Here is a 24,120-nt window from a genome sequence, read left to right as displayed (position 1 = left end):
ACCGCGCCCGATGACCGTCACCGCACCACAGAGCCCCGCGGGCCCGCCGAAAGAACCGGCCCCGGCCCCGGCCCCGGCCCCGGCCACCGAACTTCCCGGACACCGGTCCGACGGCAGGTCGACGCGCGGAGAACCGCGCCGCAACCTCTCCACGCTGCGCGCCACCGACGTGTACGCCATGACGGGTGCCGCCGCCGCGTCCCTCGCCATCACCTGGGTGATGTTCGACCGGCTGCTGCCCTTCAACGGCGTCCTGGGCTTCCTCGTCATCGCGTACGTGCTCTTCATGGGCCTGTACGCGCTCCTGGTCTCCTTCGACGAGGACGGCCCCGCGGTCCGCGACCGGGTGGCCGCCGCTGTCGTGCAGAGCCTCGGCCTGGTGATGCTGGCCGTCCTGGGATTCGTGGTCGTCTACACCCTCTACGAGGGCCGTGAGGCGCTGCCGCACCTGAACTTCTACACCGAGTCGATGGCCGACGCGGGTCCGGTCGAGCCGCTCACCGCCGGCGGCATCCTGCACGCGATCGTCGGCACGCTGTGGCAGATCTCCATCGCCCTGTTCTTCTGCATACCGACCGGGCTGGTGTGCGCGGTCTTCCTCAACGAGGTCCCGGGCGCCTTCAGCCGGTTCGTCCGCACGATCGTCGAGGCGATGACAGCGTTGCCGTCCATCGTGGCGGGCCTGTTCATCTACGCGACCTTCATCCTGACCCTCGGCTTCGACCAGTCCGGCCTCGCCGCCGCGCTCGCCATCTCCGTGATGATGCTGCCGATCATCATCCGCGCGTCGGACATGGTGATCCGGCTGGTCCCCGGCACGCTGCGCGAGGCGTCGTACGCGCTCGGCACCTCACGGTGGCGCACGGTCTGGCACGTGGTGCTGCCCACCTCCCGGTCCGGACTGACCACGGCGGTCATCCTGGGGACCGCGCGCGGTGTGGGCGAGACCTCGCCGGTCCTGCTGACCGCCGGCTTCACCCAGGAGTTCAACTCCGACCCGTTTCACGACCCGATGGTGTCGCTGCCCCTCGCGGCCTTCAAGCTCGTCGAGAACCCCGAGCCCACCTACGTCGCCCGCGGCTTCGGCACCGCCGCGGTGCTGCTGGTGCTGGTGCTCGTGCTGTTCGTCGCCGCCCGCATCGCCGGCGGCCGCGGACCGGGCAAGCTGACCCGCCGCCAGGAACACCACCGGGTCAGGACCTCCCGCCGCGACGCGCAGCGCTTCGCGGCGAAAGCGGCCTCCGGCCGGCCGACGACCGGCCCCGCCTCGACCAGTCCCGCATCGACGAGGAGCACCACGTGATATCCGCACCCGTCCGTCGTCCACGCGGCATGCGCGTGTACCAGGCGTCGGCGCTGGTCGTCGCACTGGTCTGCGCGCTGCTGGCCGTCAACCCCCCGGGCGCCGACGCCGCCACCTACACCAAGATCAGCGGCTCCGGCTCGACGTGGAGCGCCAACGCGATCGAGCAGTGGCGCCGCAACGTCCGCCAGCAGGGCATGACCGTGAACTACGCGTCGGTGGGCTCGTCGGTCGGCCGTACCCAGTTCGCGAACGGCACCTCGGACTTCGGCGTCTCCGAGATCCCGTACGGCCTCACCGAGTTCGGCCAGCTGGACCCGCCGCCCGCGCGAAAGTTCGCCTACATGCCGATCGTCGCCGGCGGTACGTCGTTCATGTACAACCTGAACATCGGGGGCAAGCGGGTCACCAACCTCCGGTTGTCCGGGGACGTCCTGACCAAGATCTTCACCGGCAGGCTCAAGCAGTGGAACGCGCCGGAGATCAAGGCGGACAACCCCAGGCTGGCGCTCCCGGCCCGCCGGATCGTCCCGGTCGTCCGCTCCGACGGCTCCGGTACGACCGCGCAGTTCACCCTGTGGATGTCCAAGCAGCACAGCGCCCTGTGGAACGACTACTGCAAGCGGGCCGGCAAGCCCACGCCCTGCGGTCTGACGTCGTACTTCCCGAACATCCCGGGCTCCGGCTTCGTCGCCCAGTCCGGCTCGCTCGGCGTCGCGGGCTACACCAAGCAGTCGCAGGCAGACGGCGCCATCACGTACGTCGAGTACTCGTACGCCCGGAACGCGGGTTTCCCGGTCGCCAAGGTCCTCAACAGGTCCGGCTACTACGTCGAGCCGACCGCGTCGGGTGTGGCCGTCGCGCTGACCAAGGCGCAGATCAACAACGACCCGCGCTCCGCGAACTACCTGACCCAGAACCTGGACGGGGTGTACACGTACGGCGACCGGCGGACCTACCCGCTGTCCAGCTACAGCTACATGATCGTCCCGACCAAGGAGGAGGCGAACTTCACCAAGGACAAGGGCAGGACACTCAGCGCGTTCAACAACTACTTCCTCTGCGAGGGCCAGCAGCAGGCCGACCGGCTCGGCTACTCGCCGCTTCCGAAGAACCTGGTGGAAGCCGCCATGGCCCAGACGCGGAAGATCCCCGGCGCCGAAACGGCGGGCATCGACATCAACAAGTGCAACAACCCGACGTTCTCCGGCGGCAAGAACCTTCTGATCGACAACGCCCCCTACCCGGCGGCGTGCGACAAGAAGGGCTCGGACCAGTGCTCCACGGGCACCGGCGGAGCCAAGACGCCCACCGCCCCGAGCGGGACCGGGACCACCGGCGGCACCGGTTCGGGCGGCTCCGGCACCACGGGCGGCACGGGTACGACGGGCGGTACGGCCGGCACCACGGGCGGCACGAGTGCGACGGGCGGTACGGGTACGGGTACGACGGGCGGCACCACCGGCACCACCGGCGCCGGCACGGCGGGCACGACCGGCGGAGCAACGGGAACCACGACGGGCGCAGCCGTCGTCGACCCCGACACCGGTGAGGTGGTCGGCACAGGTCAGGGCGCCGGCGACACCTCGGTCGTCGCCAGCCCCGTCGCCCTCGGCTCAGGCGACGCCCTCGGCCTGCGCACGGCGCTGATGGCACTGTCGGCCCTGCTCCTGCTCGGCGTCGTCGTCGGACCACCCCTGGTCGGACGTCTGCTGGCCAACCGCACGCGCCGCCGGGGAGGCGTGCTGTGACCGCCGCGACCCGGCCCCGCGTCGTCGCGGCCGTGGGCGCCCTGCTGGCCGGACTCGTGCTGGCCCTGCTCCCCGTGGCACCCGCCACCACGCCTGCCTCGGCGGCGGACGGGACGGAGGGCTCCGCGCTGACACTGACGGGACGGAAGGGCGCGTACGACGACTTCTCCGGCCTGCGGGTGACCGTCCACCAGACGAAGAACCTGCGCTCCCAGGGCGTTCGGGTGAGCTGGGAGGGCGGGGCGCCGACGCTTCCGGACACCGGCTTCAACGCCGACTACCTGCAGATCATGCAGTGCTGGGGGGACGATCCGACCGGTCCCACCCGTGACCAGTGCGAGTACGGGACCGGGCTCGTCCCGGGCACCTTCACCGGTACGCGGAGAGTCGACAACGGGTCGGCCTACGATCCGGGGGAGAAGCAGTACACGGGCGCGGGCGCCTTCGTCCCGTTCCGCCCCGCCACCGGGAAACCGGCCACCACCCGCTCGGACGACTACACCTACTTCAGCCCGCTCGACAGCAACGAGCAGGCGGCCACCCGTACGTTCGCCAACGGCACGGGCGAAGTGGAGTTCGAGCTGCAGGACGGGGTCCAGTCGGACTACCTCGGCTGTGGAGTGAACACGGCGCCCGCGGGCGGCACCCCGGCTCCGCGGTCCTGCTGGCTGGTGGTCGTGCCGCGGGGCAATCACGAGGCGAACGGCCAGGAAGTCCTCAACCCCAGCAGTAACAGCCTCAACACCTCTCCGCTGTCCGCGACGAACTGGGCTCAGAGAATCGTCTTCCGCCTGGACTTCCTGCCGGTCGGCCAGTTCTGCCCGGAGGGTCAGCCGGAGCGGCCCACGGTCGGCTCCGAACTGGTCACGGACGCCGTCACGTCGTGGCAGCCGAAGCTGTGCACGTCCACGGCGAGCACCTTCGGCTTCAACTCGGCGGGCGAGGAGGACGCCAGAGGCCAGGTGGCGAACACGACGAGCGAGACGCCCTTGCTGGGCTTCACGGTCGACCCGGTGGCCGAGCCGGAGGGCGGACCGTCCGTCGTGCACGCACCGGTGGCCGTGTCCGCTCTGGCGATCGCCTTCTTCGTGGAAGGCCCGTCCGGCGTGGTGCAGGAAATGAAACTGAACCCGCGGCTCGTGGCCAAGATGCTCACCCACTCCTACGTGGGGGACGTACCGCAGGCCGTTCCCGTTCCGGCACATCTGAAAGGGAACCCGCAGTACTACACCAAGGATCCGGAATTCCGGAAACTGAACCCGGAATTCCCGGAGAATTTGCCGGGTGAACCCATGAGCCTCGTGGTCCCCCTCGGGAGCTCCGACACCGCACGGCTGGTCTGGAACTGGCTCCGGTCGGACACGGAAGCTCGTGAATTTCTCGCCGGAAAGAAAGACCCATGGGGAATGCGGCTGAACTCCTACTTCACGGGTCTGGACAAGAACACGGCCCTGAACAGTTACCCCAAGAGTGACGAGACGCGGGCTGCGGCGCTGGCCGCGGGCGGAGCCCATCCTCTCGACTACGGAATCCTTGACCTCGCTCCGTACTCGGCCGACCTCCACGACGGCGCCGTGCGCGCCCGCCGGGGATCCAACGGCCGCACCATCATGCAGAACGAGTTGCAGTCGCCGGCCCCGAAACTTGTCGAGGAGCAGATCTACCCGGGCCGGCACGCCGTCATGGCCATCGTCGAAGCCGCGTCGGCGAAGCGCTACGGACTGAACGTGGCCGCCCTGCCCAACGCGGACGGCCGTTTCGTGAAGCCCTCGACCGACACACTGCTGGCCGGCGTCGACGCCATGCGGCCGTCGTCCGAGAACGCCTCGGTCCTCGAGCCCGACCCGGCGCGGGCCAAGGGCCAGGCGTACCCGCTCACGGTGGTGACGTACGCGGCGGCCTCCGTGAACCAGGACGCCGAATCCCGCGAAGCCTACGCGCAGTTCATCAGGTTCGCGGCGGGATCGGGCCAGACGCCGGGCCTGTCGGCGGGCCAACTGCCTCCCGGTTACGCGCCGTTGACGGCGAAGCTGCGACAGCAGGCCGAGGCCGCCGCTGACGACCTGGAGCGCGGAGCGGTCTCGGAGGATCCGCCGGCCGGCGATCCGGGCTCCGGCGGCTCCGGGGGTCTCGCGGGCGGGGCGGACACCGGAGGAGGCACCTCCGGTGGGGCGGCCGTCGGCGGAACGAGCGGAGGCGCGACGGGCGGCAGCGTGACGGGCGGCGGTGGTGACGCCAGTCCGTCGGCGTCGCGGCCCGTCGCAGCGGGCGGCTCCCCGCCACCCTCCACGGGGCCGCAGCAGAACGTCGCGGAATCCCAGGGCGGGGTCACCCCGGGAGGGATTCTCGGAATTGTCCGCTGGGTTCTTCTCGTCGTCCTGCTCGTGGGTGGAGCAGCGGGTCTTTCAGGTCCGATAATGCTGTATTTCGCGCAGCGCCGGACTCCCTAGGAGACACCTAGGAAGCTTTCCCGTAACCTTTCCCTCTTCGGGAATTGGTGGTCGCCGTGCGGAATTACTGGAAATGTGTGCGGTGACCGGTCGACGGGTCGGTCGCAAAAGAAATCCGGATTCAGGTCGAACGTCCAGTCTTCGAAATTCGAAAACGAGGAGTTCAGAAGTGAACGTCAAGTCTCGCGCCAAGGTCGGCGCCGCGGTTCTCGGTGCTGCCGCCCTCGGTGTCGGTGTCCTGTCCACCCCTGCCTCTGCGGACTACTCGACTCCCTCGTGGCGTGCCCTGGCGGGCGTCGGCTCGGACACCACGCAGTACGTGGTGAACGGCCTTGGCGAGGTCGCCGTCGACGCCAGTGGCAACAAGATCATCGGTTCGTGGGACGCCGTCCCGCCCACCGGTGCCACCACCACGATCACCCCCAAGGACCCCGCGACGAGCCCGCACTGTGCGAACATCGTCCGCCCGAACGGCTCGTCCGCCGGCATCGACAGGCTGAACGCCGAGGTCGCCGACACGACGACGGCGGACTGTGTCGACTTCGCCCGTTCCTCGCGCGGCCCGTCCACCGCGGGCACGAACCTCACCTTCATCCCGTTCGGCAAGGACGCGGTCACCTACGCCACGGACCTGGGCAGCACGCTGCCGACGAACCTGACGAAGGCGCAGCTCGCCTCCATCTACCAGACGTGCGCCTTCGTGAACGCCTCCGGCGCCACCCAGACGGTCTCCAAGGCGCTGCTGCCGCAGAGCGGTTCGGGCACCCGGACGTACTGGCTGACCTCCATCGGCGTGACCGAGGCGCAGATCGCCACGGCCAAGGCCGCCGGCTGCGTCGACGACACGGTGCAGGAGCACAACGGTGCGGCGATCGCCAACGGCACCCAGATCATGCCGATGTCGGTCGCGCAGTGGCTCGCCCAGGGCAAGACCCTCCCGAACGTCCCGAACCGTCGCGGTGAGTCGCGTCTGCGCGGCATCGAGGGCACGGCCCCGACCACCGGTACGGGCACGGCCATCGAGCTCAACCCGAACTTCTTCTTCGCCCGTGACGTCTACAACGTCGTCCCGAGCACCAAGATCACCGGGGCGACCGCCGACCCGACCATCGTCCGTGCCTTCGTCGGTGCCACCTCCCAGGTCTGCGCGAACCTCGCCACCATCAAGACCTACGGCTTCGGTGACCTCAGCGCCGACTCCGGGGCGTCCAGCTGCGGTGACACCAACCTCACCGGCAACCGGTAGCCGTTGACCGCCACCTGACCTCCGCGTGACGGCCGGGCACCCTCCAGGTGCCCGGCCCCACGCGCTGTCCTGTTTTCCGTCCGTCAACCGTCCCTCGGGGGGCAACCGCAATGACAGTGCCACATCCGTTCCGAAGAGTCGCCGCGATCATGGCCGTCTGTGCCGTGCTCGCCGCGGGCCTGGTGACCCTGGTCGCGTTCCAGAGCCAGTCAGCCCGGGCGGCGTCCGTCGGGGAGTTCACCATGGAGCCCGCCACCGGCAGGCTGAGCGATCCGCAGCCCTTCGCCGGTTCCATCGGAATCCCCGGCAAGTGCCCCGACACCACGGTCGAGGAACTCAACTGGAACAACTTCCTCCGCCTGTACGTGGTCAAGGCCGACGGCACCACCGAGGTGACAGCGCTGAACGGGATCAGCGCGGGAGCGCCCTTCAGTGAGGCGACGTCGGCTGTCTCGCTGAAGGCGGAGGACAACCCGGGGATGGCCGTGGCCGACCTGGCCGGAGTCATCGCGGGCGACGGCACGTACGAACTGCGCGTACGGTGCGTGGACCCCTTCGACCTGAGCCCCGCCCCCGAGGACTGGGTGCCCGGCGACCCGTACTGGACCCAGAAGATCACCGTCACCGGCGACAACTGGGTGGTCGGTGAGGGCGCCGAGGCCACCACCACCGAGCTGACGTACAGCCCCTCCACTCCCGAGCCCGGCCAGGAGGTGACGCTCAGCGCGACCGTCGGCCCCGCGGAGGCGGCGGGCACCGTGGCGTTCCTGGACGGTGAGACGTCGCTGGGACAGGCCACGGTCGCCGGCGGGAAGGCCGATCTCAAGACATCGGCGCTGACCGAGGGACCGCACAGGATCGTCGCCCGCTTCACACCCACGGACACCACCAAGTGGGCGGTCTCCGAGTCCGCGTCCAGAGACGTGACCGTGCAGGCGCCGCGATTCGAGATGCAGAACGCCTCGGGGGAGCGGCTGCCCGTCAACCCCGAGCTGCAGCGCGGCCAGGAGGTGAAGCTCATCCTCCGCGGCTGCACGGTGGGCACGCCGTACGCCGTCGCCCTCAACGGGAACGACACCGCGTTCCCGGCTGCCACGGCCGACGCGAACGGCACGGTGAGCTGGGCATCCCTGAAGGTTCCGGACGACGCGGTCGGCGGGAACAACGCATGGAAGGTGACCCCGAGGTGCGGCGAAGTCGACACGGTCGCCTTCACCGTCCCCGAGCCGTCCGAGTCCCCGTCGCCGACCGCGACCGACGACCCGACCGGTGACCCGACGGACGATCCCACGGACGACCCGACCGCCGACCCCACCGACGACGCGACCGACGGCGGTTCGGGCGACACCTCCGGTACGACGTCCGGCACGACCGGCGGTGACGGCACGTCCGGCACGACCGGTGGCACCAGTGGTACCGGCGGCACCTCGCCCCAGGGCGGCCTCGCCTCCACCGGCAGCCGGATCGCGCTGTTCTCCGGCATCGGCGCCGTCGTCCTCCTCGCGGCCGGCATCTTCGCCGTCAGGTTCGGCCGCCGCAACGGGCTGCTGACCTTCGGCGAGCCCCGCCCCTAGGGCCTGTCCGGCGGATCATGCCGGAGACGCGGGGCTTGGTACGCACTCCCCCAGAGGGGGGACCCCCAGCGGCGTTGTCGTCGGTTGCCGACCCCCCACTCTCGGCTTCGCTCGACCGGGGGGACCCCCATCGCGTCGACGCCCTCCTCCGCCTTGCAGCTGCACGTACCAAGCCCCGCTCACGTTCGCCGAAGAGGCACCGTTGCTTCCCTCCGACCTGATCCGCCGGACAGGCCCTCACAGCAGACGGAGCACGGGCGGCGGGCCACCGTCCCGCCGCCCGTACCTGTCGTTTCGCCACCCCATACCTCTCCACAGGAGCGCACCCCGTGACCGTGTTGTCCCCGCCCCCGCCGGCCGCCGCGCCGCCGGTGCCGGCGCCCGCACCCGAGCCCCGGCCCGCCTCGGGGCGACCCCGGGTCGAGCGCCCCGGCTTCGCGTTCGCCGGGGCGGCGATGTGCCTGCTCGCGGCGCTGCTGCTCGGTTTCGCGGCCAACCTGACCCTCGTGGGCCACCTCCAGCACAGCCGCGACCAGCAGACCGCCTACGACGAACTCCGGCGTCAACTCGCCCTCGGCACCGCCCCGGTGGGCCAGCAGACGTACGACGGCAAGATGCTGCGGCCGGGTGCGCCCGTCGCGCTGCTGCGCATCCCCGTGCTGGGCCTGAAGGAGGTCGTCGGGGAGGGCACCACCTCCGGGGTGCTGATGTCCGGCCCCGGCCACCGCCGGGACACCCCGTTGCCTGGGCAGGCGGGCACCAGCCTGATCATGGGCCGCCAGTGGGGGTACGGCAGCCCGTTCAACGAGCTGCGCAAGCTGCCCGTCGGCACCGAGATCCGGGTGACGACCGGTCAGGGCACGGCCGTCTACGAGGTCTCGGGCATCCGCCGCGAGGGTGACCCGCTGCCGGCCACCCTCAAGGAGGGCGAGGGCCGGCTCACGCTCGTGACGGCCGACGGATCGCCCTACACGCCCTCGGGCACCCTCCGCCTCGACGCCACCCTGACGAGTGACGCCCAGCCCAGCCCGCCCCGCCCGCTGACGCTCGCCTGGATCGGTGAGGCCGAGCAGGCCATGGGCACCGAGGACGGGGCCTGGCTCCCGGTCTTCCTCTGGTCGCAGGCGCTGCTCGCCGCGGCCCTGCTCACCATGGCCGCGTACCGCGTGTGGGGCCGCTGGCAGACCTGGGTCGTCAGCGTGCCCGTACTGGCCGCCCTCGGCCTCGCCGTCTCCGGCGCCGCCACCCGGCTGCTGCCCAACCTGCTCTGACCGACGAGGAGTTCACCCATCATGTCCGACACCAACGACACGCTCGTCGACGCGGTCCATGCCCCGACGGTGAAGCTGGAGACCGTGCGGACGAGCAGGCCCGCCGACACCCCGGCGAGCAACCCGGCCACCCTGGAGGCCGACTCCATCTCGGCCTGGTTCGGTGATCACAAGGTCCTGGAGCAGGTGTCCCTCTCCATGCCCGCCCGCAAGGTCACCGCGCTCATCGGCCCGTCCGGCTGCGGCAAGTCCACCTTCCTGCGGATCCTCAACCGCATGCACGAACTGATCGGCTCCGCCTCCCTCTCGGGCCGGGTGCTGCTCGACGGCGAGGACATCTACGACCGGGGCCGCCGCATCACCCACGCCCGCCGTCAGATCGGCATGGTCTTCCAGAAGCCCAACCCCTTCCCGGCGATGTCGATCTACGACAACGTCACCGCGGGCCTCAAGCTGGGCGGCATCAGGGCCTCCCGCGACGAGAAGGACGTACTCGTCGAGGAGTGCCTGACCAAGGCGGGCCTGTGGAAAGAGGTCCGCGACCGGCTCCGGCAGCCCGGCGGCGCGCTCTCCGGTGGCCAGCAGCAGCGCCTGTGCATCGCGCGGTCGCTGGCGGTACGCCCGAGGGTCCTCCTCATGGACGAGCCGTGCTCCGCCCTGGACCCCACCTCCACCCGCCGCATCGAGGAGACGATCCACGAGCTGTCCGAAGAGGTCACCATCGTGATCGTCACCCACAACATGCAGCAGGCGGCCCGCGTCTCCGACCAGTGCGCGTTCTTCCTCGCCGAACAGGGCACTCCCGGCCTCATCGTCGAACACGGCACCACACGCGCGATGTTCGACAACCCGCAGGATCCACGCACGACGGACTACGTCAACGGACGCTTCGGATAGGCGAACGAGGGGCGTTCGAGCCGCGGCCGAGCAGGTGAGGAGTCCACCCATGAACGTCAGGTCCCGCTCCGGAACGGCCGTCGCACCGTCCGACGCCGGTGACACCTCGCTCACGGGCAGACGGCGGCCGGTGATCGGCGGCCGGTCCGTCCAACCGCCCGGAGGCGTTCCCTCCCGAGGCGCCCCGCACCGTGGCCGGGCGACCGCCGCGGCCTTCCTGGGATTTGTCGCGGCCGTCGCCCTTGCGGGCTGTGCCGTCCCCGGAGGGTCCGACGAGCCCTTGGCGGCCCCGCCGGCGTCCGCCCCGTCCGTGCTTCCCTCCGCTCTCCCGTCCGCCGAGCGGGAGCCGGAGGACCCGGCCGGGCGCTCCGCTCCCGCACCGCCGCCCCCCGAGGAGGTGCCGGCCGACCCGGCTCCCACGACCGCCACCACCGACCCCACGCCCCACCCCACACCGTCCCGGACCGCGTCCACCGGGTCGCCGGAGGCGGCACTGCCGGCCTCGTCACCCACGGCGTCCCCGTCCGTTGCCCCGCGCCTCCGCGCCACACCCACCGAGGCACCCCGCGCCGAGACGCCCGACGGGCGCAGCCGTGACGGTTCGACCACCCTCCGGATCGGCTCCTGGTCGGCCCGTGTCGTCCGGGGCGGGCAGGAGGAGGTGGACAGGTGCCGGGACGCCGTGCAGTGGACGGGGCCCGACCTCGGGACGACGGAGGACGGCTTCGCGCTACGGACCGCCGTCGTCGTGGGCCACGACTACTGCGGGTTCGACCGGTTCGCCGAACTGCCCCTGGGCACGGTCGTCACGGCCACGACACCACGCGGCACGTTCGAGTACCGCGTGTACGCCCGCCATGTCTCACCCGGCCGCGGTACCCCCTCCCACGGCCTCTACTGGGGCGACCTCACTCTTCAGTCCTGCGTCGGCCCGGACACGGGTTTCAGCTATCTCATGCGGGTGTGAAACGCGATCGTCACCGGACGCCGTAAGCGCGTGGGCCGGCCGCGAGATGCGGCTGACTCATGTGTGACCGCACCCCACGACCGGCCTGTGCACGGCATCGGCAGCCCGCCAGGGTGTGAGAGGGGCGGCGGGCGCCTGGAGGCGGATGCCCTCCAAGGGGGGCGAGGAAGGCATCCGTGCCGCCGTTCCAGGATGGGACGGGTGCGGAGGGGACGAGCAGCCGGGGAGCATCCGGCAGCCCAACACCCGGTGAATCAGGGCCGGACGGCGTCCGGTCGGCCGCGGCTCAGATGCCCGCCGCCGTGGACAGGTCCCGCTTGATCGTCTCCAGCAGGTCCGTCGCCTTCGCGCGGGCCGCCGGGAGATCCGCGTGCGTGGCCACCGGGAGGACGACCTCCAGGTAGCACTTCAGTTTGGGCTCCGTACCGCTGGGGCGGACGATGACGCGGGCGCCGTCGAGCGTGTAGCGCAGGCCGTCCGTGGGCGGGAGCGTCTCCGTGCCCCGCGTGAGGTCCTCGGCCTTCGTGATCGCCAGGCCCGCGAGGTGGGTCGGGGGCTGCTCGCGCAGCCGGCCCATGGCGTTCGCGATCACCGACAGGTCCTCGACGCGGACCGAGAGCTGGTCCGTGGCGTGCAGACCGTGCTCGACGGCGATGTCGTCGAGCAGGTCGAGGAGCGTACGGCCCTCGGACTTCAGCTCGGAGGCGAGTTCCGTGATGGCGAGCGCGGCGGTGATGCCGTCCTTGTCGCGTACACCCTCGGGGTCCACGCAGTAGCCGAGGGCCTCCTCGTAGCCGTAGCGCAGGCCGTCGACGCGGGCGATCCACTTGAAGCCGGTCAGGGTCTCCTCGTACGGCAGACCCGCCTTCTCGGCGATCCGGCCGAGGAGGGACGAGGAGACGATCGACTCGGCGAACGTGCCCCGCGCTCCGTGCCGGACCAGGTGGGTGGCGAGGAGGGCGCCCACCTCGTCGCCGCGCAGCATGCGCCAGCCGTCGCCGCCCGGTACGGCCACGGCGCAACGGTCCGCGTCCGGGTCGTTCGCGATGATCAGGTCCGGGTTCGTCTCGCGGGCCTTCGCGAAGGCGAGGTCCATCGCGCCGGGCTCTTCCGGGTTCGGGAAGGCGACGGTCGGGAAGTCCGGGTCGGGGTCGGCCTGTTCGGCGACCAGCTCGGGGGCGGGGAAACCGGCCCGGGCGAAGGCCGCGAGGAGGGTCTCCCGGCCGACGCCGTGCATCGCGGTGTAGACCGTGCGGGCGGTACGGGGCGAGCCGGGGGTGAGAACGGCGTCCGTACGGGCCAGGTAGGCGTTCAGGACCGTGTCGTCGAGGGTTTCCCAGCCGGTTTCCGGGCGCGGTACGTCGTTCAGCGCGCGTACGGCGTCGATCTCGGCGGCGATCTCGGCGTCGGCGGGCGGGACGATCTGGGAACCGTCGCCCAGGTACACCTTGTAGCCGTTGTCGCGGGGCGGGTTGTGGCTGGCGGTGACCTCCACGCCCGCGACGGCGCCGAGGTGCCTTATGGCGAACGCGAGTACGGGGGTGGGGAGGGGGCGGGGGAGGACGGCTGCCCTGAGACCGGCTCCGGTCATCACGGCGGCGGTGTCCTGGGCGAAGTCCGCCGACTTGTGGCGGGCGTCGTAGCCGATGACGACGAGGCCGTCGGTCCGGCCCTTCGCCCTGAGATACGCGGCGAGGCCGGCGGCGGCGCGGATGACGACCGAGCGGTTCATGCGCATGGGGCCGGCGCCGAGTTCGCCGCGGAGGCCCGCGGTGCCGAACTGGAGGGTGCCGGTGAAGCGGGTGGTGAGTTCGGGGAGGTCCTGGGCGTCGATGAGCTTGGCGAGTTCCTCACGGGTTTCGGCGTCGGGGTCCTCGGCCAGCCACGCCTTGGCGCGTGCGATGAGTTCGTCGTCGTGCACGTCGGTGCCTCTCGTTGTGGTGGTGCGTTGCCTTGCGTGGTCGGGTGCGGGGCCATTGTCGTCGCCCCCGCCGCCCCTACCCGTCCCATCCTGTCCCTGGGGGCTGCGCCCCCAGACCCCCCGTTCGCGCTGAACGCGCTCGTCCTCAAACTCCCCCAGAGGGGGGACCCCCAGACGGGCTGGAAATGCGGGAGGTTCGGGGGCTGACCAAGCGTTACAGGCGGTCCAGGACCTGGGTCAGGAGGGCGCCCATGCGTGTCGCGCTGTCGCGGCCCGCCTGGAGGACCTCCTCGTGGTTCAGGGGCTCCCCCGTCATCCCCGCCGCGAGGTTCGTCACCAGGGAGATGCCCAGGATCTCGGCGCCGGCCTCGCGAGCCGCGATCGCCTCCAGCACCGTCGACATCCCGACCAGGTCCGCGCCGATGGTCCGCGCCATCCGGATCTCCGCCGGCGTCTCGTAGTGGGGGCCCGTGAACTGGGCGTACACGCCCTCCTCAAGGCTCGGGTCGATCTCCTTGCACAGGGCACGCAGCCGCGGCGAGTACAGGTCCGTCAGGTCGACGAAGTTCGCGCCGACGATCGGGGACGTCGCCGTGAGGTTGATGTGGTCGCTGATCAGGACCGGCTGGCCGGGGCGCATGTCGGCGCGCAGCCCGCCGCAGCCGTTGGTCAGGACGATGGTCTTGCAGCCGGCGGCCACGGCGGTACGGACACCGTGCGCCACGGACGCGACGCCCCGGCCCTCGTAGTAGTGCGTGCGGCCCAGGAAGACCAGCGCGCGCTTGTCACCGATCCGGTACGAGCGGATCTTGCCGCCATGGCCCTCGACCGCCGACGGCGGGAAGCCGGGCAGGTCGGTGACCTGGAGCTCGGCCTCGGGGTCGCCCAGGGCGTCCACGGCCGGTGCCCAGCCGGAGCCCATCACGAGGGCGACGTCGTGGGTCTCGGCGCCCGTGAGCTCGCGCAGGCGCGCGGCGGCGGCGTCGGCGGCGGAGTAGGGGTCGCCCTGGATGTCGTCCGGAAGAAGAGATGCGTTCACGCGCATGAGGGTATCCGGTTCGAGCCTACGCGCGTAGATGAGGGAGGTCACGGGATGGCGATCGTTGTCCTGTCGTTTCCAACGGCACGCGGCCGACGGCTTTCAACAGGGACGTTTTCTCAGTTCCATCACATAGTCGTGCGGCGCCCCCGCCGACTCCGCCGCGTCGGCGATCTCACCCAGGTTCCGGGCCGACGGCAGGCCGCCCTCGTATCCGTTGAGGACGTACACCCACGCCGGTTCCTCGCCCTCCAGCGTGTCCACGCGCAACCGCATCCGGCGGTAGATGTCGAGGCCCACGCCCTCCCAGCGGTCCAGGGAGTCCTCGTCGAGCGGGGCGATCTCGTACAGGGCGACGAAGACCTGGGAGCGCGGTGCCTCGACGATCGTCGGGAGGGCGCCCTCCCAGCCCATGTGCTCGCCGCCGAACGTCAGCCGCCAGCCGGTCAGCCAGCCGGTGGCGCGCAGCGGCGAGTGCGGTGCGCGGCGCGTCATGAGCCGGGCGTCGAGATTGCCGGCGTAGGCGGCGTAGAGCGACATGGATCGAGAGTACGGCAGCGGACACGGCCGTCACTCCGGCAGCACACGCCTCTCCCGCACCCGTACAGACGTCCGTCCTCGCCCGTGCCGCACCCGTCGGCCGTCCCCCTGGCACGCGCCCCGGGACCCGTGCGGGGGCCCCGTGGCATCGGCACCCCGGCGCGTACGGGACAATGGGGTATGTGACTCGGATCGTGATCATTGGTGGCGGACCCGGCGGCTACGAAGCGGCGCTGGTGGCAGCGCAGCTCGGCGCGGAGGTGACCGTCGTCGACTGCGACGGTCTGGGCGGGGCGTCGGTGCTCACCGACTGCGTACCGTCGAAGACCCTGATCGCCACGGCCGAGGTGATGACCACCTTCGACTCCTCGTACGAGGAGCTGGGGATCATCGTCGCGGACGACACCCCACCCGACAAACAGGCCGCCCGCGTCGTAGGCGTCGACCTCGGCAAGGTCAACCGACGGGTGAAGCGCCTCGCCCTCGCCCAGTCGCACGACATCACCGCCTCCGTCACCCGGGCCGGCGCACGCGTCCTGCGCGGGCGCGGGCGGCTCGACGGCCTCCAGGGCGTCGACGGCTCCCGCAAGGTCGTCGTACGGGCCGTGGACGGCAGCGAGGAGACACTCGTCGCCGACGCCGTGCTGATCGCCACCGGCGGACACCCGCGTGAGCTGGAAGACGCGCAGCCCGACGGTGAGCGCATCCTCAACTGGACCCAGGTCTACGACCTCACCGAGCTGCCCGAGGAACTCATCGTGGTCGGGTCCGGTGTGACCGGAGCCGAGTTCGCCGGTGCCTATCAGGCCCTCGGGTCCAAGGTCACCCTCGTCTCCTCCCGTGACCGCGTGCTGCCGGGTGAGGACCCCGACGCCGCCGCCGTCCTCGAAGAGGTCTTCCGGCGCCGTGGCATGAACGTCATGGCCCGCTCCCGCGCCGAGTCCGCCAAGCGCGTCGGCGACCGGGTCGAGGTCACCCTCTCCGACGGGCGGGTTATCAGCGGCTCGCACTGTCTGATGGCCGTCGGCGCGATTCCCAACAGCGCCGGAATGGGCCTGGAGGAGGCCGGGGTCAAGCTCCGCGACTCCGGGCACATCTGGACCGACAAGGTGTCGCGGACGACAGCCCCGGGCGTGTACGCCGCCGGTGACGTGACCGGCGTCTTCGCCCTCGCGTCCGTCGCCGCCATGCAGGGCCGTATCGCCATGTACCACTTCCTCGGCGACGCGGTGGCCCCCCTGAACCTGAAGACCGTCTCCTCCAACGTCTTCACCGACCCCGAGATCGCCACCGTCGGCTACACCCAGGCCGATGTCGACGCCGGGAAGATCGAGGCCGTGGTCGTCAAACTGCCGCTGCTGCGCAATCCGCGCGCGAAGATGATGGGCATCCGGGACGGTTTCGTCAAGCTCATGTGCCGGCCCGGTACCGGGATTGTCGTGGGCGGGTGCGTCGTGTCGCCGCGCGCCTCCGAACTCATCCACCCGATCTCGATCGCCGTCGACAACAATCTGACGGTCGAGCAGATCGCGAACGCGTTCACGGTCTATCCGTCCCTTTCGGGATCGATCGCCGAGGTCGCCCGGCAGCTTCACACGCGCAAGGCGGCGGGCGAGGCCTGACGGCCGGGAGGTGCCGGGGAGGCGCCGGAGAGGGCAACTTCCGGCTGGTCACGGGGATTTGCTGCCCATTCCTGTGGCATAGGCAGAGGAGATAGGCGCGTATACCACTTCGCGTACCTCCATGCGAACAACTTCTGCTATTCGGCGCAAACTGCTGAAAGCAGACGGTCCTTGGGGTTACTGTCAGTTTCGTGTTCGCTGCAGAACGTCGTCAATTGATCCTCGAAATGGTGCGTGCCAATGGAGCTGTGTCGCTCCGTGAGCTCGCCCGCGTCGTCCAGACCTCCGAAGTGACCGTACGGCGGGACGTGCGCGCACTGGAGGCAGAAGGACTCCTCGACCGCCGGCATGGCGGTGCGGTATTGCCGGGCGGGTTCACGCGAGAATCCGGCTTTCCGCAGAAATCCCATCTCGCGACCGCCGAGAAGACGGCCATCGCCGACCTCGCCGCGAGCTTCGTCGAAGAGGGCGAGGCCATCGTGGTCGGGGCGGGGACCACCACGCAGGAGCTGGCACGCCGGCTCGCGCGGGTCCCCGGGCTGACCGTCGTCACCAACTCCCTGTTGGTGGCTCAGGCGTTGGCCCACGCGAACAGAGTGGAGGTCGTGATGACCGGTGGCACTCTGCGCGGTTCCAACTACGCCCTGGTCGGCAGCGGTGCCGAGCAGTCCCTGCACGGGCTGCGGGTGTCCAAGGCCTTCCTCTCCGGAAGCGGGCTCACGGCCGAACGCGGGCTGTCCACCTCCAACATGCTGTCGGCGTCCGTCGACCGCGCGCTGGTGCAGGCCGCCGCCGAGGTCGTCGTGCTCGCCGATCACACCAAGCTCGGTTCGGACACCATGTTCCAGACCGTGCCCACGGATGTGATCACCCGCCTCGTCACCGACGAACCGCCCGTCCACGACGACCGCGCCGGTACGGAGCTCCAGGCCCTGGCCGACCAGGGAGTGCAGATCGCCGTGGCCGGATCGTCGGGCTCGGGCAACAGTTCCCCGGGAAACGGGCCGCAGGGCGGTGAGCACGTCCCGACCCGCCAACAGCGCCGGGACGTGCCGCTTCCCAACCCGCGCCGGGGCCAGCTGCCCGGCGGCTCGGCGGGCCATCCGCTGCGCGGCACGATGCTGGGCGAGCAGCCCGGCGGACCCGGTGAGCGCGAGCGGGAACGAGCCAGGGTGGCGGACCTCCGCCGCCGCTGACCGTCGTACGAACCGGGTAACCGGGGCCAACCGGGTTACCGGGGTACGGCCTTCAGGCCCCGCAGTGTCAGGGTCAGGAGGCGGTCGGCGAGGTCCGGGTCGTCCGGGGTCTCCTCGGCCGCCAGCGCGATGGCGTTGGTGAGCTGGAGCAGGTCGCCGATGGAGACATCGGTGCGCAGGGTGCCGGCCTGCTGGGCGCGGGCGAGCAGGGCCGCGCCCGCCTCCCGCATCGGGTTGCTGCACCTGGCCAGGGCCGAGTCGGCGTCGGACGACACCGACATGAGCGCCCGTGCCAGGCCGCGGTACTCACCGGCGTGCGTGACGATCTCGCGCAGCCAGGTCACCAGCGCGGCGCACGGCTCCGGGGCGGTCAGCAGTTCGCGGGAGCGGGCCAGCAGGTCGCTCACCGCGTCCTCGAAGACCGCGCTCAGCAGGGCGTGCCGGTTGGGGAAGTGGCGGTAGAGCGTGCCGATACCGACTCCGGCGCGCCGTGCCACGTCCTCCAGGGAGGCGTCGGCCCCGTGCTCGGCGAAGGCGGAACGCGCCTCGGCGAGCAGCCGCTCGTAGTTGCGGCGGGCGTCCGCACGCATGGCGCGCGGCGGCACGGCGCCCCCGTCCTCCGCCGCCTCCCGTGAGGTCGCCTCCTGCGAGGCTGTGCCCACCATCCCGCTCACCTGCCCTCTCGCCCGACTCCCGTACCGGGTCGGCCTGCACCCAGGATGCCATCGGGTGGAGAGCGACGAAGCGCCCGGCGGACCGACTGCTCGGTCCACCGGGCGCTTCGGAACTCCGTAGGACCACTCAGTCCTTGATCTCGCAGATGGGAGCGCCCGAGGTGAGGGAGGCGCCGACCTCGGCGGCGAGGCCCTTGATGGTGCCGGCCTTGTGGGCGTTGAGGGGCTGCTCCATCTTCATGGCCTCCAGGACGACGATCAGGTCGCCCTCCTTGACCTCCTGGCCCTCCTCGACCGCGACCTTGACGATCGTGCCCTGCATGGGCGAGGCGAGGGCGTCGCCGGAGGCTGCCGGGCCGGTCTTCTTGGCGGCGCGGCGCTTCGGCTTGGCGCCGGCCGCGAGACCGGTGCGGGCCAGGGACATACCGAGGGAGATCGGGAGGGAGACCTCCAGGCGCTTGCCGCCGACCTCGACGACCACGGTCTCGCGGCCCGCCTCCTCGTCCGCCTCGATGTCGGCGGGCGCGGCGAAGGCCGGGATCTCGTTGGCGAACTCGGTCTCGATCCACCGCGTGTGGATCGTGAACGGGGCGTCGGAGCCGGTGAGTTCGGGTGCGAACGCGGGGTCGACGACCACCGCGCGGTGGAAGGGGATGGCGGTGGCCATGCCCTCGACCTGGAACTCGGCCAGCGCGCGGGCCGCCCGCTGGAGGGCCTGGGCGCGGGTGGCGCCGGTGACGATCAGCTTGGCGAGGAGCGAGTCCCACGCCGGACCGATCACGCTGCCGGACTCGACGCCCGCGTCGAGGCGGACACCGGGGCCCGAGGGCGGGGCGAAGGTGGTGACGGTGCCGGGGGCGGGCAGGAAGCCGCGGCCCGGGTCCTCGCCGTTGATCCGGAACTCGAAGGAGTGACCACGCAGTTCGGGGTCGCCGTAACCGAGTTCCTCGCCGTCGGCGATACGGAACATCTCGCGCACGAGGTCGATGCCGGCGACCTCCTCGGTGACCGGGTGCTCGACCTGCAGACGCGTGTTGACCTCCAGGAAGGAGATCGTGCCGTCCGTGCCGACCAGGAACTCGACGGTCCCGGCGCCGACGTAGCCGGCCTCCTTCAGGATCGCCTTGGAGGACGCGTACAGCTCCGCCACCTGCGCCTCGGAGAGGAACGGTGCCGGGGCCTCCTCCACCAGCTTCTGGTGGCGCCGCTGGAGTGAGCAGTCACGCGTCGACACGACGACCACGTTGCCGTGGGAGTCGGCCAGGCACTGGGTCTCCACGTGCCGGGGCTTGTCGAGGTAGCGCTCGACGAAGCACTCGCCGCGCCCGAACGCGGCCACGGCCTCGCGGACCGCCGAGTCGTACAGCTCCGGCACCTCTTCGAGGGTGCGGGCGACCTTCAGACCGCGTCCGCCACCGCCGAAGGCGGCCTTGATCGCGATCGGCAGACCGTGCTGCTCGGCGAAGGCGACGACCTCGTCCGCGCCGGAGACCGGGTCGGGGGTGCCGGCGACCAGGGGGGCGCCGGCACGCTGGGCGATGTGCCGGGCGGCGACCTTGTCGCCGAGGTCACGGATGGCCTGCGGGGGCGGGCCGATCCAGGTCAGGCCGGCGTCGATGACTGCCTGGGCGAAGTCGGCGTTCTCCGAGAGGAAGCCGTATCCGGGATGGATCGCGTCCGCCCCTGAGTCCTTGGCGGCCTGCAGCACCTTGGCGATGTCGAGATAACTGCTCGCCGGGGTGTCACCGCCCAGGGCGAACGCCTCGTCCGCGGCACGCACATGAAGCGCGTCCCGGTCCGGCTCGGCGTACACGGCCACGCTCGCGATCCCGGCATCCTGGCAGGCCCGGGCAACGCGGACAGCGATTTCGCCACGGTTGGCGATGAGCACCTTGCGCACGATTGAGGCTCCCTCCTTGAAACAAGCCGAGTTTAGGGACTGCCGACACGGCGCATCGACCCGTCCCCACTGGTGAGCTTGCCCACACGGAGCGTGATGCGAGGCTCGCCCTACCCGTGAAATCCCTTGTCGCACCTATGTACACGGGACTCCATCGGGAAACCCTAGCCCCCTGATGTGGTCAAGGTCTCTGTGAGAGCGTGCTGCGGCCCACTCGGATTCTTTGTGGACACCCTACGAACGGCCCAATGATTCTTTGCCCGCCGAGGAACCTCCCCCGAACCCTTGTCCGCACGTTTACCGGTTAGTAGCGTTCACGATGTACCGAACGTAGTACCAACCGAACGTACTAGTGGTAACAACAGCCTTCCTCGTGCGGCGCCCTGCGCGGTGCCCGCGCGCAGTCGAAAGTGGGTGGGGGCCGGTGGTCCGCAGACCGGTGGCATGGATCGTCGCGATCGTCCTCTTCGTGGAGGCGTTCGGTATAGCCGCGCTGAACTGGTTCCTGGGGATCGTGGCCGACAACCAGCGGATGTCCCTCGCCGGCCTCGACCCGGACATGATGTCCGTGTCCTCGAAGGTCGGCGGCGTGGTCTTCGGTCTCTACTTCGCGCTGTGCGGCGTGGTGGCCCTGCTCGTCGCCTGGCGCGACCGCTCCCCGGCCGGGCTCGGCCGCATCCTGCTGATCAGTGTGGCCGTGGTGCACGCGCTGCTGGGGGCGTTCGCCTGGGGGCTGGTGGGCGTGCCGGCGTTCCTGACCATGGTCGTGGTGCTGACGCTGGTGGTGCTCCTGCTGATGACGTACGACAAGCAGAACCCCACCGCGACCGAGACCCACGAGACCCCCGACGCCCCCGAGGACGCCTCCCCGCTGGCGCCCCCGCCGGCCCCCAGCACCCCCTGAGCGCTACACCTCCCGGGGCGTCCACAACTCCGTGATGCCGACGCCCAGTTCGGCGAGCAGCTTGCGCACCAGGGGCAGGCTGATGCCGATGACGTTGCCGTGGCCGCCGTCGATGCCGTCGATGAACGGTGCCGAGCGGCCGTCGAGGGTGAACGCCCCGGCGACGTGGAGCGGCTCGCCCGAGGCGACGTACGCGGCGATCTCCTCGTCCGTCGGCTCGCCGAAACGGACCACGGTGGACGCGGTGGCGGACACGACGCGTCCCGTCGCCGTGTCGTGGACGCAGTGCCCGGTCTCCAGGGTGCCCGTCCGGCCGCGCATCGACTTCCAGCGGGCGGTGGCCTCCTCGGCGTCGGCGGGCTTGCCGTACGCCTCGCCGTCGAGGTCGAGGACGGAGTCGCAGCCGATCACCAGCGCGCCGTGCGCCTCGGGCAGCGCGGCCACCACGGCGGCCTTGGCCTCGGCCAGGACGAGGGCCAGTTCGGCCGGGGTCGGCGCGGTCACGGCGTCCTCGTCGAACCCGCTGACGATCACCTCGGGGTCGAGTCCGGCCTGCCTGAGCAGGTTGAGCCGGGCGGGGGACTGGGAGGCGAGCACGAGACGGCGGCGCGGCTGATCGGTCATGCGGCCAGGGTATCGGCGGGGTTCGGGCTCCGGACAGGCCCTACAGCACGCCGAGCACGATCATCGCGAGCAGCATGGCCAGCGCCATGAGAAACCCGAGCCGCCGAAGCATCTGCTGCGCGTCGCGCAGTTCCTTCGGCGGCTCGTTCTCGGGGTCGGACCACAGCATGCCACCAGCGTGGGGCTTGGCGGGCCGGGGCGCCTGAGTAGACGTACTCAGATTGGCGCCCTTTCCTGTCCTTCCGTGCGCGGTTCCTCGCGCCCCTTTGGGGCGCTCAGCCCGGCCAGTAGGTGCGGGTCCAGGACGATGGGCCGGGGTGGGGCAGGTGCTGGGTGGCGATTCTTGCCGGGTCCGCCCAGGCGTCCTTCGTGCCCGGTGCGCCGGGCGGGGTGGAGGGCGCCGCCACTGCGCGGGCCCGGACCACCGCCAGGGCGGCGGCGAGCTCCTCGGGGGTCGGATTGCCCCGTACGACCTTGATGTTCACAACGGCTCCTGAACGGTCCGGGCGGTCTAGAGGGGGATGTTGCCGTGCTTCTTCGGGGGCAGGGACTCGCGCTTCGTACGGAGCTGGCGCAGGCCCCGTACGACCTGGCGGCGGGTGTCGGACGGCAGGATCACCGCGTCGACGTAGCCACGCTCGGCCGCGATGTAGGGGTTGAGGAGGTGGTCCTCGTACTCTTGGATCAGCCGGGCGCGGACCACGTCCGGATCCTCACCGTTCGCCTCCGCCTCGGCGATCGTGCGGCGGTGCAGGATGTTGACCGCGCCCTGGGCGCCCATCACGGCGATCTGGGCGGTCGGCCAGGCGAGGTTGAGGTCGGCCCCCAGGTGCTTGGAGCCCATGACGTCGTAGGCGCCGCCGAAGGCCTTGCGGGTGATGACCGTGATCAGCGGGACGGTCGCCTCCGCGTAGGCGTAGATCAGCTTCGCGCCCCTGCGGATGATGCCCGTGTGCTCCTGGTCGACACCCGGCAGGAAGCCGGGGACGTCCACGAAGGTGAGGACCGGGACGTTGAAGGCGTCGCACGTACGGACGAAGCGGGCCGCCTTCTCCGAGGCGTCGATGTCGAGGCAGCCCGCGAACTGCATCGGCTGGTTGGCGACCACACCGACCGGACGGCCCTCCACCCGGCCGAACCCGGTGAGGATGTTCGGCGCGAACAGGGACTGCGTCTCGAAGAACTCGGCGTCGTCCAGGACGTGTTCGATCACCGTGTGCATGTCGTACGGCTGGTTCGCGCTGTCCGGGATCAGGACGTCCAGCTCGCGGTCCTCGTCCGTGACGGCGAGGTCCGCCTCCTCCGGGAACAGCGGGGGCTCGCTGAGGTTGTTGGACGGCAGGTACGACAGCAGCTGCTTGACGTACTCGATGGCGTCCTTCTCGTCGCCGGCCATGTGATGGGCCACGCCCGAGGCGGAGTTGTGGGTGCGGGCGCCGCCCAGCTCCTCCATGCCGACGTCCTCGCCGGTGACCGTCTTGATGACGTCCGGGCCGGTGATGAACATGTGCGAGGTCTGGTCGACCATGACCGTGAAGTCGGTGATGGCCGGCGAGTACACGGCGCCGCCGGCGCAGGGGCCCACGACGAGCGAGATCTGCGGGATGACCCCGGACGCGTGGGTGTTGCGGCGGAAGATCTCGCCGTACGCGCCCAGGGACGCCACGCCCTCCTGGATACGCGCGCCGCCCGAGTCGTTGATGCCGATCACCGGACAGCCGGTCTTCAGCGCGAAGTCCATGACCTTGACGATCTTCTGGCCGTACACCTCGCCCAGCGCGCCGCCGAACACGGTGAAGTCCTGCGAGAACACGGCGATCGGACGGCCGTCGACGGTGCCGTAACCGGTCACCACACCGTCTCCGTACGGGCGGTTGTTCTCCAGCCCGAAGTTGGTCGAGCGGTGGGTGGCGAACTCGTCCAGCTCCACGAACGAGTCCTCGTCGAGGAGCAGTTCGATCCGCTCACGGGCCGTCAGTTTGCCCTTGGCGTGCTGCTTCTCGACAGCCCGTCCCGAGCCGGCGTGCGTCGCCGCCTCGACGCGGCGCTGCAGGTCGGCGAGCTTGCCCGCGGTGGTGTGGATGTCGATCTGCTGCGGCTGTACCGGCTCGGCCATCGGGATGCGGCTCCCTGCAAAGAGTGACGTGCTCAGAAGGGGGGGGTGGCTACTCATCCGTAGCGTAGTGGCGTGCCTACCCATCGGCAGTGCGGCGTTTACCACACTCCTCTCCTCTTCACAGA

At 70.7% G+C, this 24,120-nt stretch carries 20 protein-coding genes; 11 read left to right on the top strand and 9 right to left on the bottom strand.

The features are described from left to right. Positions 1-10: 10 nt before the first annotated feature. From pstA to ACW4TU_RS15625, 8 genes are all read left to right on the top strand, one after another. Positions 11-1,303 (top strand): phosphate ABC transporter permease PstA, encoded by a 1,293-nt coding sequence (gene pstA, locus ACW4TU_RS15660; protein ID WP_457428431.1) that lies wholly within the window; start codon positions 11-13, stop codon positions 1,301-1,303. After that, positions 1,300-3,054: a phosphate ABC transporter substrate-binding protein PstS gene (gene pstS / locus ACW4TU_RS15655; protein ID WP_457428430.1), complete on the top strand. Its 1,755-nt coding sequence runs from the start codon at positions 1,300-1,302 to the stop codon at positions 3,052-3,054. The genes pstA and pstS overlap by 4 nt, the downstream gene beginning before the upstream one ends. Beyond that, positions 3,051-5,504, top strand: a complete 2,454-nt coding sequence (locus ACW4TU_RS15650) for a hypothetical protein (RefSeq protein WP_457428429.1) — start codon at positions 3,051-3,053, stop codon at positions 5,502-5,504. Before pstS ends, ACW4TU_RS15650 begins: the two co-directional genes overlap by 4 nt. 169 nt (positions 5,505-5,673) lie before the next feature. Next, positions 5,674-6,750: a hypothetical protein gene (locus ACW4TU_RS15645; protein ID WP_457428428.1), complete on the top strand. Its 1,077-nt coding sequence runs from the start codon at positions 5,674-5,676 to the stop codon at positions 6,748-6,750. Between the two features lie 149 nt (positions 6,751-6,899). After that, on the top strand, positions 6,900-8,324 hold the full coding sequence (locus tag ACW4TU_RS15640; RefSeq protein ID WP_457428427.1) for an Ig-like domain-containing protein: 1,425 nt from the start codon (positions 6,900-6,902) through the stop codon (positions 8,322-8,324). Positions 8,325-8,653: 329 nt separating this feature from the next. After that, a complete protein-coding gene (locus tag ACW4TU_RS15635; RefSeq protein ID WP_457428426.1) occupies positions 8,654-9,595 on the top strand; it encodes a sortase in 942 nt (313 codons plus the stop codon). 21 nt (positions 9,596-9,616) lie between these two features. Next, entirely contained in the window at positions 9,617-10,492 is an 876-nt protein-coding gene (gene pstB / locus ACW4TU_RS15630) for a phosphate ABC transporter ATP-binding protein PstB (protein ID WP_457428425.1), read from the top strand. Positions 10,493-10,541: 49 nt separating this feature from the next. Further along, positions 10,542-11,459: a hypothetical protein gene (locus ACW4TU_RS15625; protein ID WP_457428424.1), complete on the top strand. Its 918-nt coding sequence runs from the start codon at positions 10,542-10,544 to the stop codon at positions 11,457-11,459. A 286-nt stretch (positions 11,460-11,745) separates the two neighbouring features. Here the strand turns inward: ACW4TU_RS15625 and ACW4TU_RS15620 are convergent, their stop codons facing one another. From ACW4TU_RS15620 to ACW4TU_RS15610, 3 genes are all read right to left on the bottom strand, one after another. Next, the gene (locus tag ACW4TU_RS15620; RefSeq protein WP_457428423.1) at positions 11,746-13,380 is read right to left on the bottom strand and encodes a phospho-sugar mutase; all 1,635 of its coding nucleotides are present in this window, start codon (positions 13,378-13,380) and stop codon (positions 11,746-11,748) included. Between the two features lie 214 nt (positions 13,381-13,594). Then, positions 13,595-14,419, bottom strand: a complete 825-nt coding sequence (locus ACW4TU_RS15615; RefSeq protein WP_457428422.1) for a purine-nucleoside phosphorylase — start codon at positions 14,417-14,419, stop codon at positions 13,595-13,597. A gap of 102 nt (positions 14,420-14,521) precedes the next feature. Then, a complete protein-coding gene (locus tag ACW4TU_RS15610) occupies positions 14,522-14,959 on the bottom strand; it encodes a gamma-glutamylcyclotransferase family protein (RefSeq protein WP_189150331.1) in 438 nt (145 codons plus the stop codon). A gap of 173 nt (positions 14,960-15,132) precedes the next feature. On the opposite strand from ACW4TU_RS15610, the gene ACW4TU_RS15605 reads away from it, so the two are divergent. Both ACW4TU_RS15605 and ACW4TU_RS15600 read left to right on the top strand, forming a co-directional pair. Further along, positions 15,133-16,581, top strand: a complete 1,449-nt coding sequence (locus tag ACW4TU_RS15605) for an NAD(P)H-quinone dehydrogenase (RefSeq protein WP_457428421.1) — start codon at positions 15,133-15,135, stop codon at positions 16,579-16,581. 227 nt (positions 16,582-16,808) lie between these two features. Further along, positions 16,809-17,777: a DeoR/GlpR family DNA-binding transcription regulator gene (locus ACW4TU_RS15600; RefSeq protein WP_457430128.1), complete on the top strand. Its 969-nt coding sequence runs from the start codon at positions 16,809-16,811 to the stop codon at positions 17,775-17,777. A gap of 35 nt (positions 17,778-17,812) precedes the next feature. On the opposite strand, the gene ACW4TU_RS15595 is transcribed toward ACW4TU_RS15600, so the two are convergent. Then, positions 17,813-18,367 (bottom strand): TetR/AcrR family transcriptional regulator, encoded by a 555-nt coding sequence (locus tag ACW4TU_RS15595; protein WP_457430126.1) that lies wholly within the window; start codon positions 18,365-18,367, stop codon positions 17,813-17,815. A gap of 211 nt (positions 18,368-18,578) precedes the next feature. Further along, positions 18,579-20,351 (bottom strand): acetyl/propionyl/methylcrotonyl-CoA carboxylase subunit alpha, encoded by a 1,773-nt coding sequence (locus ACW4TU_RS15590; protein WP_457428420.1) that lies wholly within the window; start codon positions 20,349-20,351, stop codon positions 18,579-18,581. A gap of 424 nt (positions 20,352-20,775) precedes the next feature. On the opposite strand from ACW4TU_RS15590, the gene ACW4TU_RS15585 reads away from it, so the two are divergent. Further along, positions 20,776-21,255 (top strand): hypothetical protein, encoded by a 480-nt coding sequence (locus ACW4TU_RS15585; protein ID WP_457428419.1) that lies wholly within the window; start codon positions 20,776-20,778, stop codon positions 21,253-21,255. Between the two features lie 3 nt (positions 21,256-21,258). Here ACW4TU_RS15585 and ACW4TU_RS15580 read toward each other — a convergent pair whose 3' ends face one another. The 4 genes from ACW4TU_RS15580 to ACW4TU_RS15565 all read right to left on the bottom strand — a co-directional run bounded on the left by ACW4TU_RS15580 (position 21,259) and on the right by ACW4TU_RS15565 (position 23,995). Further along, the gene (locus ACW4TU_RS15580; RefSeq protein WP_457428418.1) at positions 21,259-21,879 is read right to left on the bottom strand and encodes a nucleoside triphosphate pyrophosphatase; all 621 of its coding nucleotides are present in this window, start codon (positions 21,877-21,879) and stop codon (positions 21,259-21,261) included. A gap of 40 nt (positions 21,880-21,919) precedes the next feature. After that, positions 21,920-22,048 (bottom strand): morphogenic membrane protein MmpB, encoded by a 129-nt coding sequence (gene mmpB, locus ACW4TU_RS15575; RefSeq protein WP_268240764.1) that lies wholly within the window; start codon positions 22,046-22,048, stop codon positions 21,920-21,922. Between the two features lie 106 nt (positions 22,049-22,154). Then, the gene (locus ACW4TU_RS15570; RefSeq protein WP_457428417.1) at positions 22,155-22,364 is read right to left on the bottom strand and encodes an acyl-CoA carboxylase subunit epsilon; all 210 of its coding nucleotides are present in this window, start codon (positions 22,362-22,364) and stop codon (positions 22,155-22,157) included. Positions 22,365-22,390: 26 nt separating this feature from the next. Then, positions 22,391-23,995, bottom strand: a complete 1,605-nt coding sequence (locus tag ACW4TU_RS15565) for an acyl-CoA carboxylase subunit beta (RefSeq protein WP_457428416.1) — start codon at positions 23,993-23,995, stop codon at positions 22,391-22,393. Positions 23,996-24,120 lie beyond the last annotated feature (125 nt).

This window comes from Streptomyces kryoterrae (genome assembly GCF_054072135.1).
This window is presented reverse-complemented; position numbering and strand designations above follow the sequence as displayed.

Excerpts from the sequence above, each read along its gene's own strand:
- ACW4TU_RS15595 (WP_457430126.1), bottom strand. The coding sequence starts at position 18,367 with ATGCGTGCGGACGCCCGCCGCAACTACGAGCGGCTGCTCGCCGAGGCG.
- ACW4TU_RS15640 (WP_457428427.1), top strand. The coding sequence starts at position 6,900 with ATGGCCGTCTGTGCCGTGCTCGCCGCGGGCCTGGTGACCCTGGTCGCG.
- ACW4TU_RS15605 (WP_457428421.1), top strand. The coding sequence starts at position 15,133 with ATGGGGTATGTGACTCGGATCGTGATCATTGGTGGCGGACCCGGCGGC.
- pstB (WP_457428425.1), top strand. The coding sequence starts at position 9,617 with ATGTCCGACACCAACGACACGCTCGTCGACGCGGTCCATGCCCCGACG.
- ACW4TU_RS15600 (WP_457430128.1), top strand. The coding sequence starts at position 16,809 with ATGGTGCGTGCCAATGGAGCTGTGTCGCTCCGTGAGCTCGCCCGCGTC.
- ACW4TU_RS15580 (WP_457428418.1), bottom strand. The coding sequence starts at position 21,879 with ATGACCGATCAGCCGCGCCGCCGTCTCGTGCTCGCCTCCCAGTCCCCC.
- ACW4TU_RS15610 (WP_189150331.1), bottom strand. The coding sequence starts at position 14,959 with ATGTCGCTCTACGCCGCCTACGCCGGCAATCTCGACGCCCGGCTCATG.
- mmpB (WP_268240764.1), bottom strand. The coding sequence starts at position 22,048 with ATGCTGTGGTCCGACCCCGAGAACGAGCCGCCGAAGGAACTGCGCGAC.
- ACW4TU_RS15565 (WP_457428416.1), bottom strand. The coding sequence starts at position 23,995 with ATGGCCGAGCCGGTACAGCCGCAGCAGATCGACATCCACACCACCGCG.
- pstA (WP_457428431.1), top strand. The coding sequence starts at position 11 with ATGACCGTCACCGCACCACAGAGCCCCGCGGGCCCGCCGAAAGAACCG.
- ACW4TU_RS15625 (WP_457428424.1), top strand. The coding sequence starts at position 10,542 with ATGAACGTCAGGTCCCGCTCCGGAACGGCCGTCGCACCGTCCGACGCC.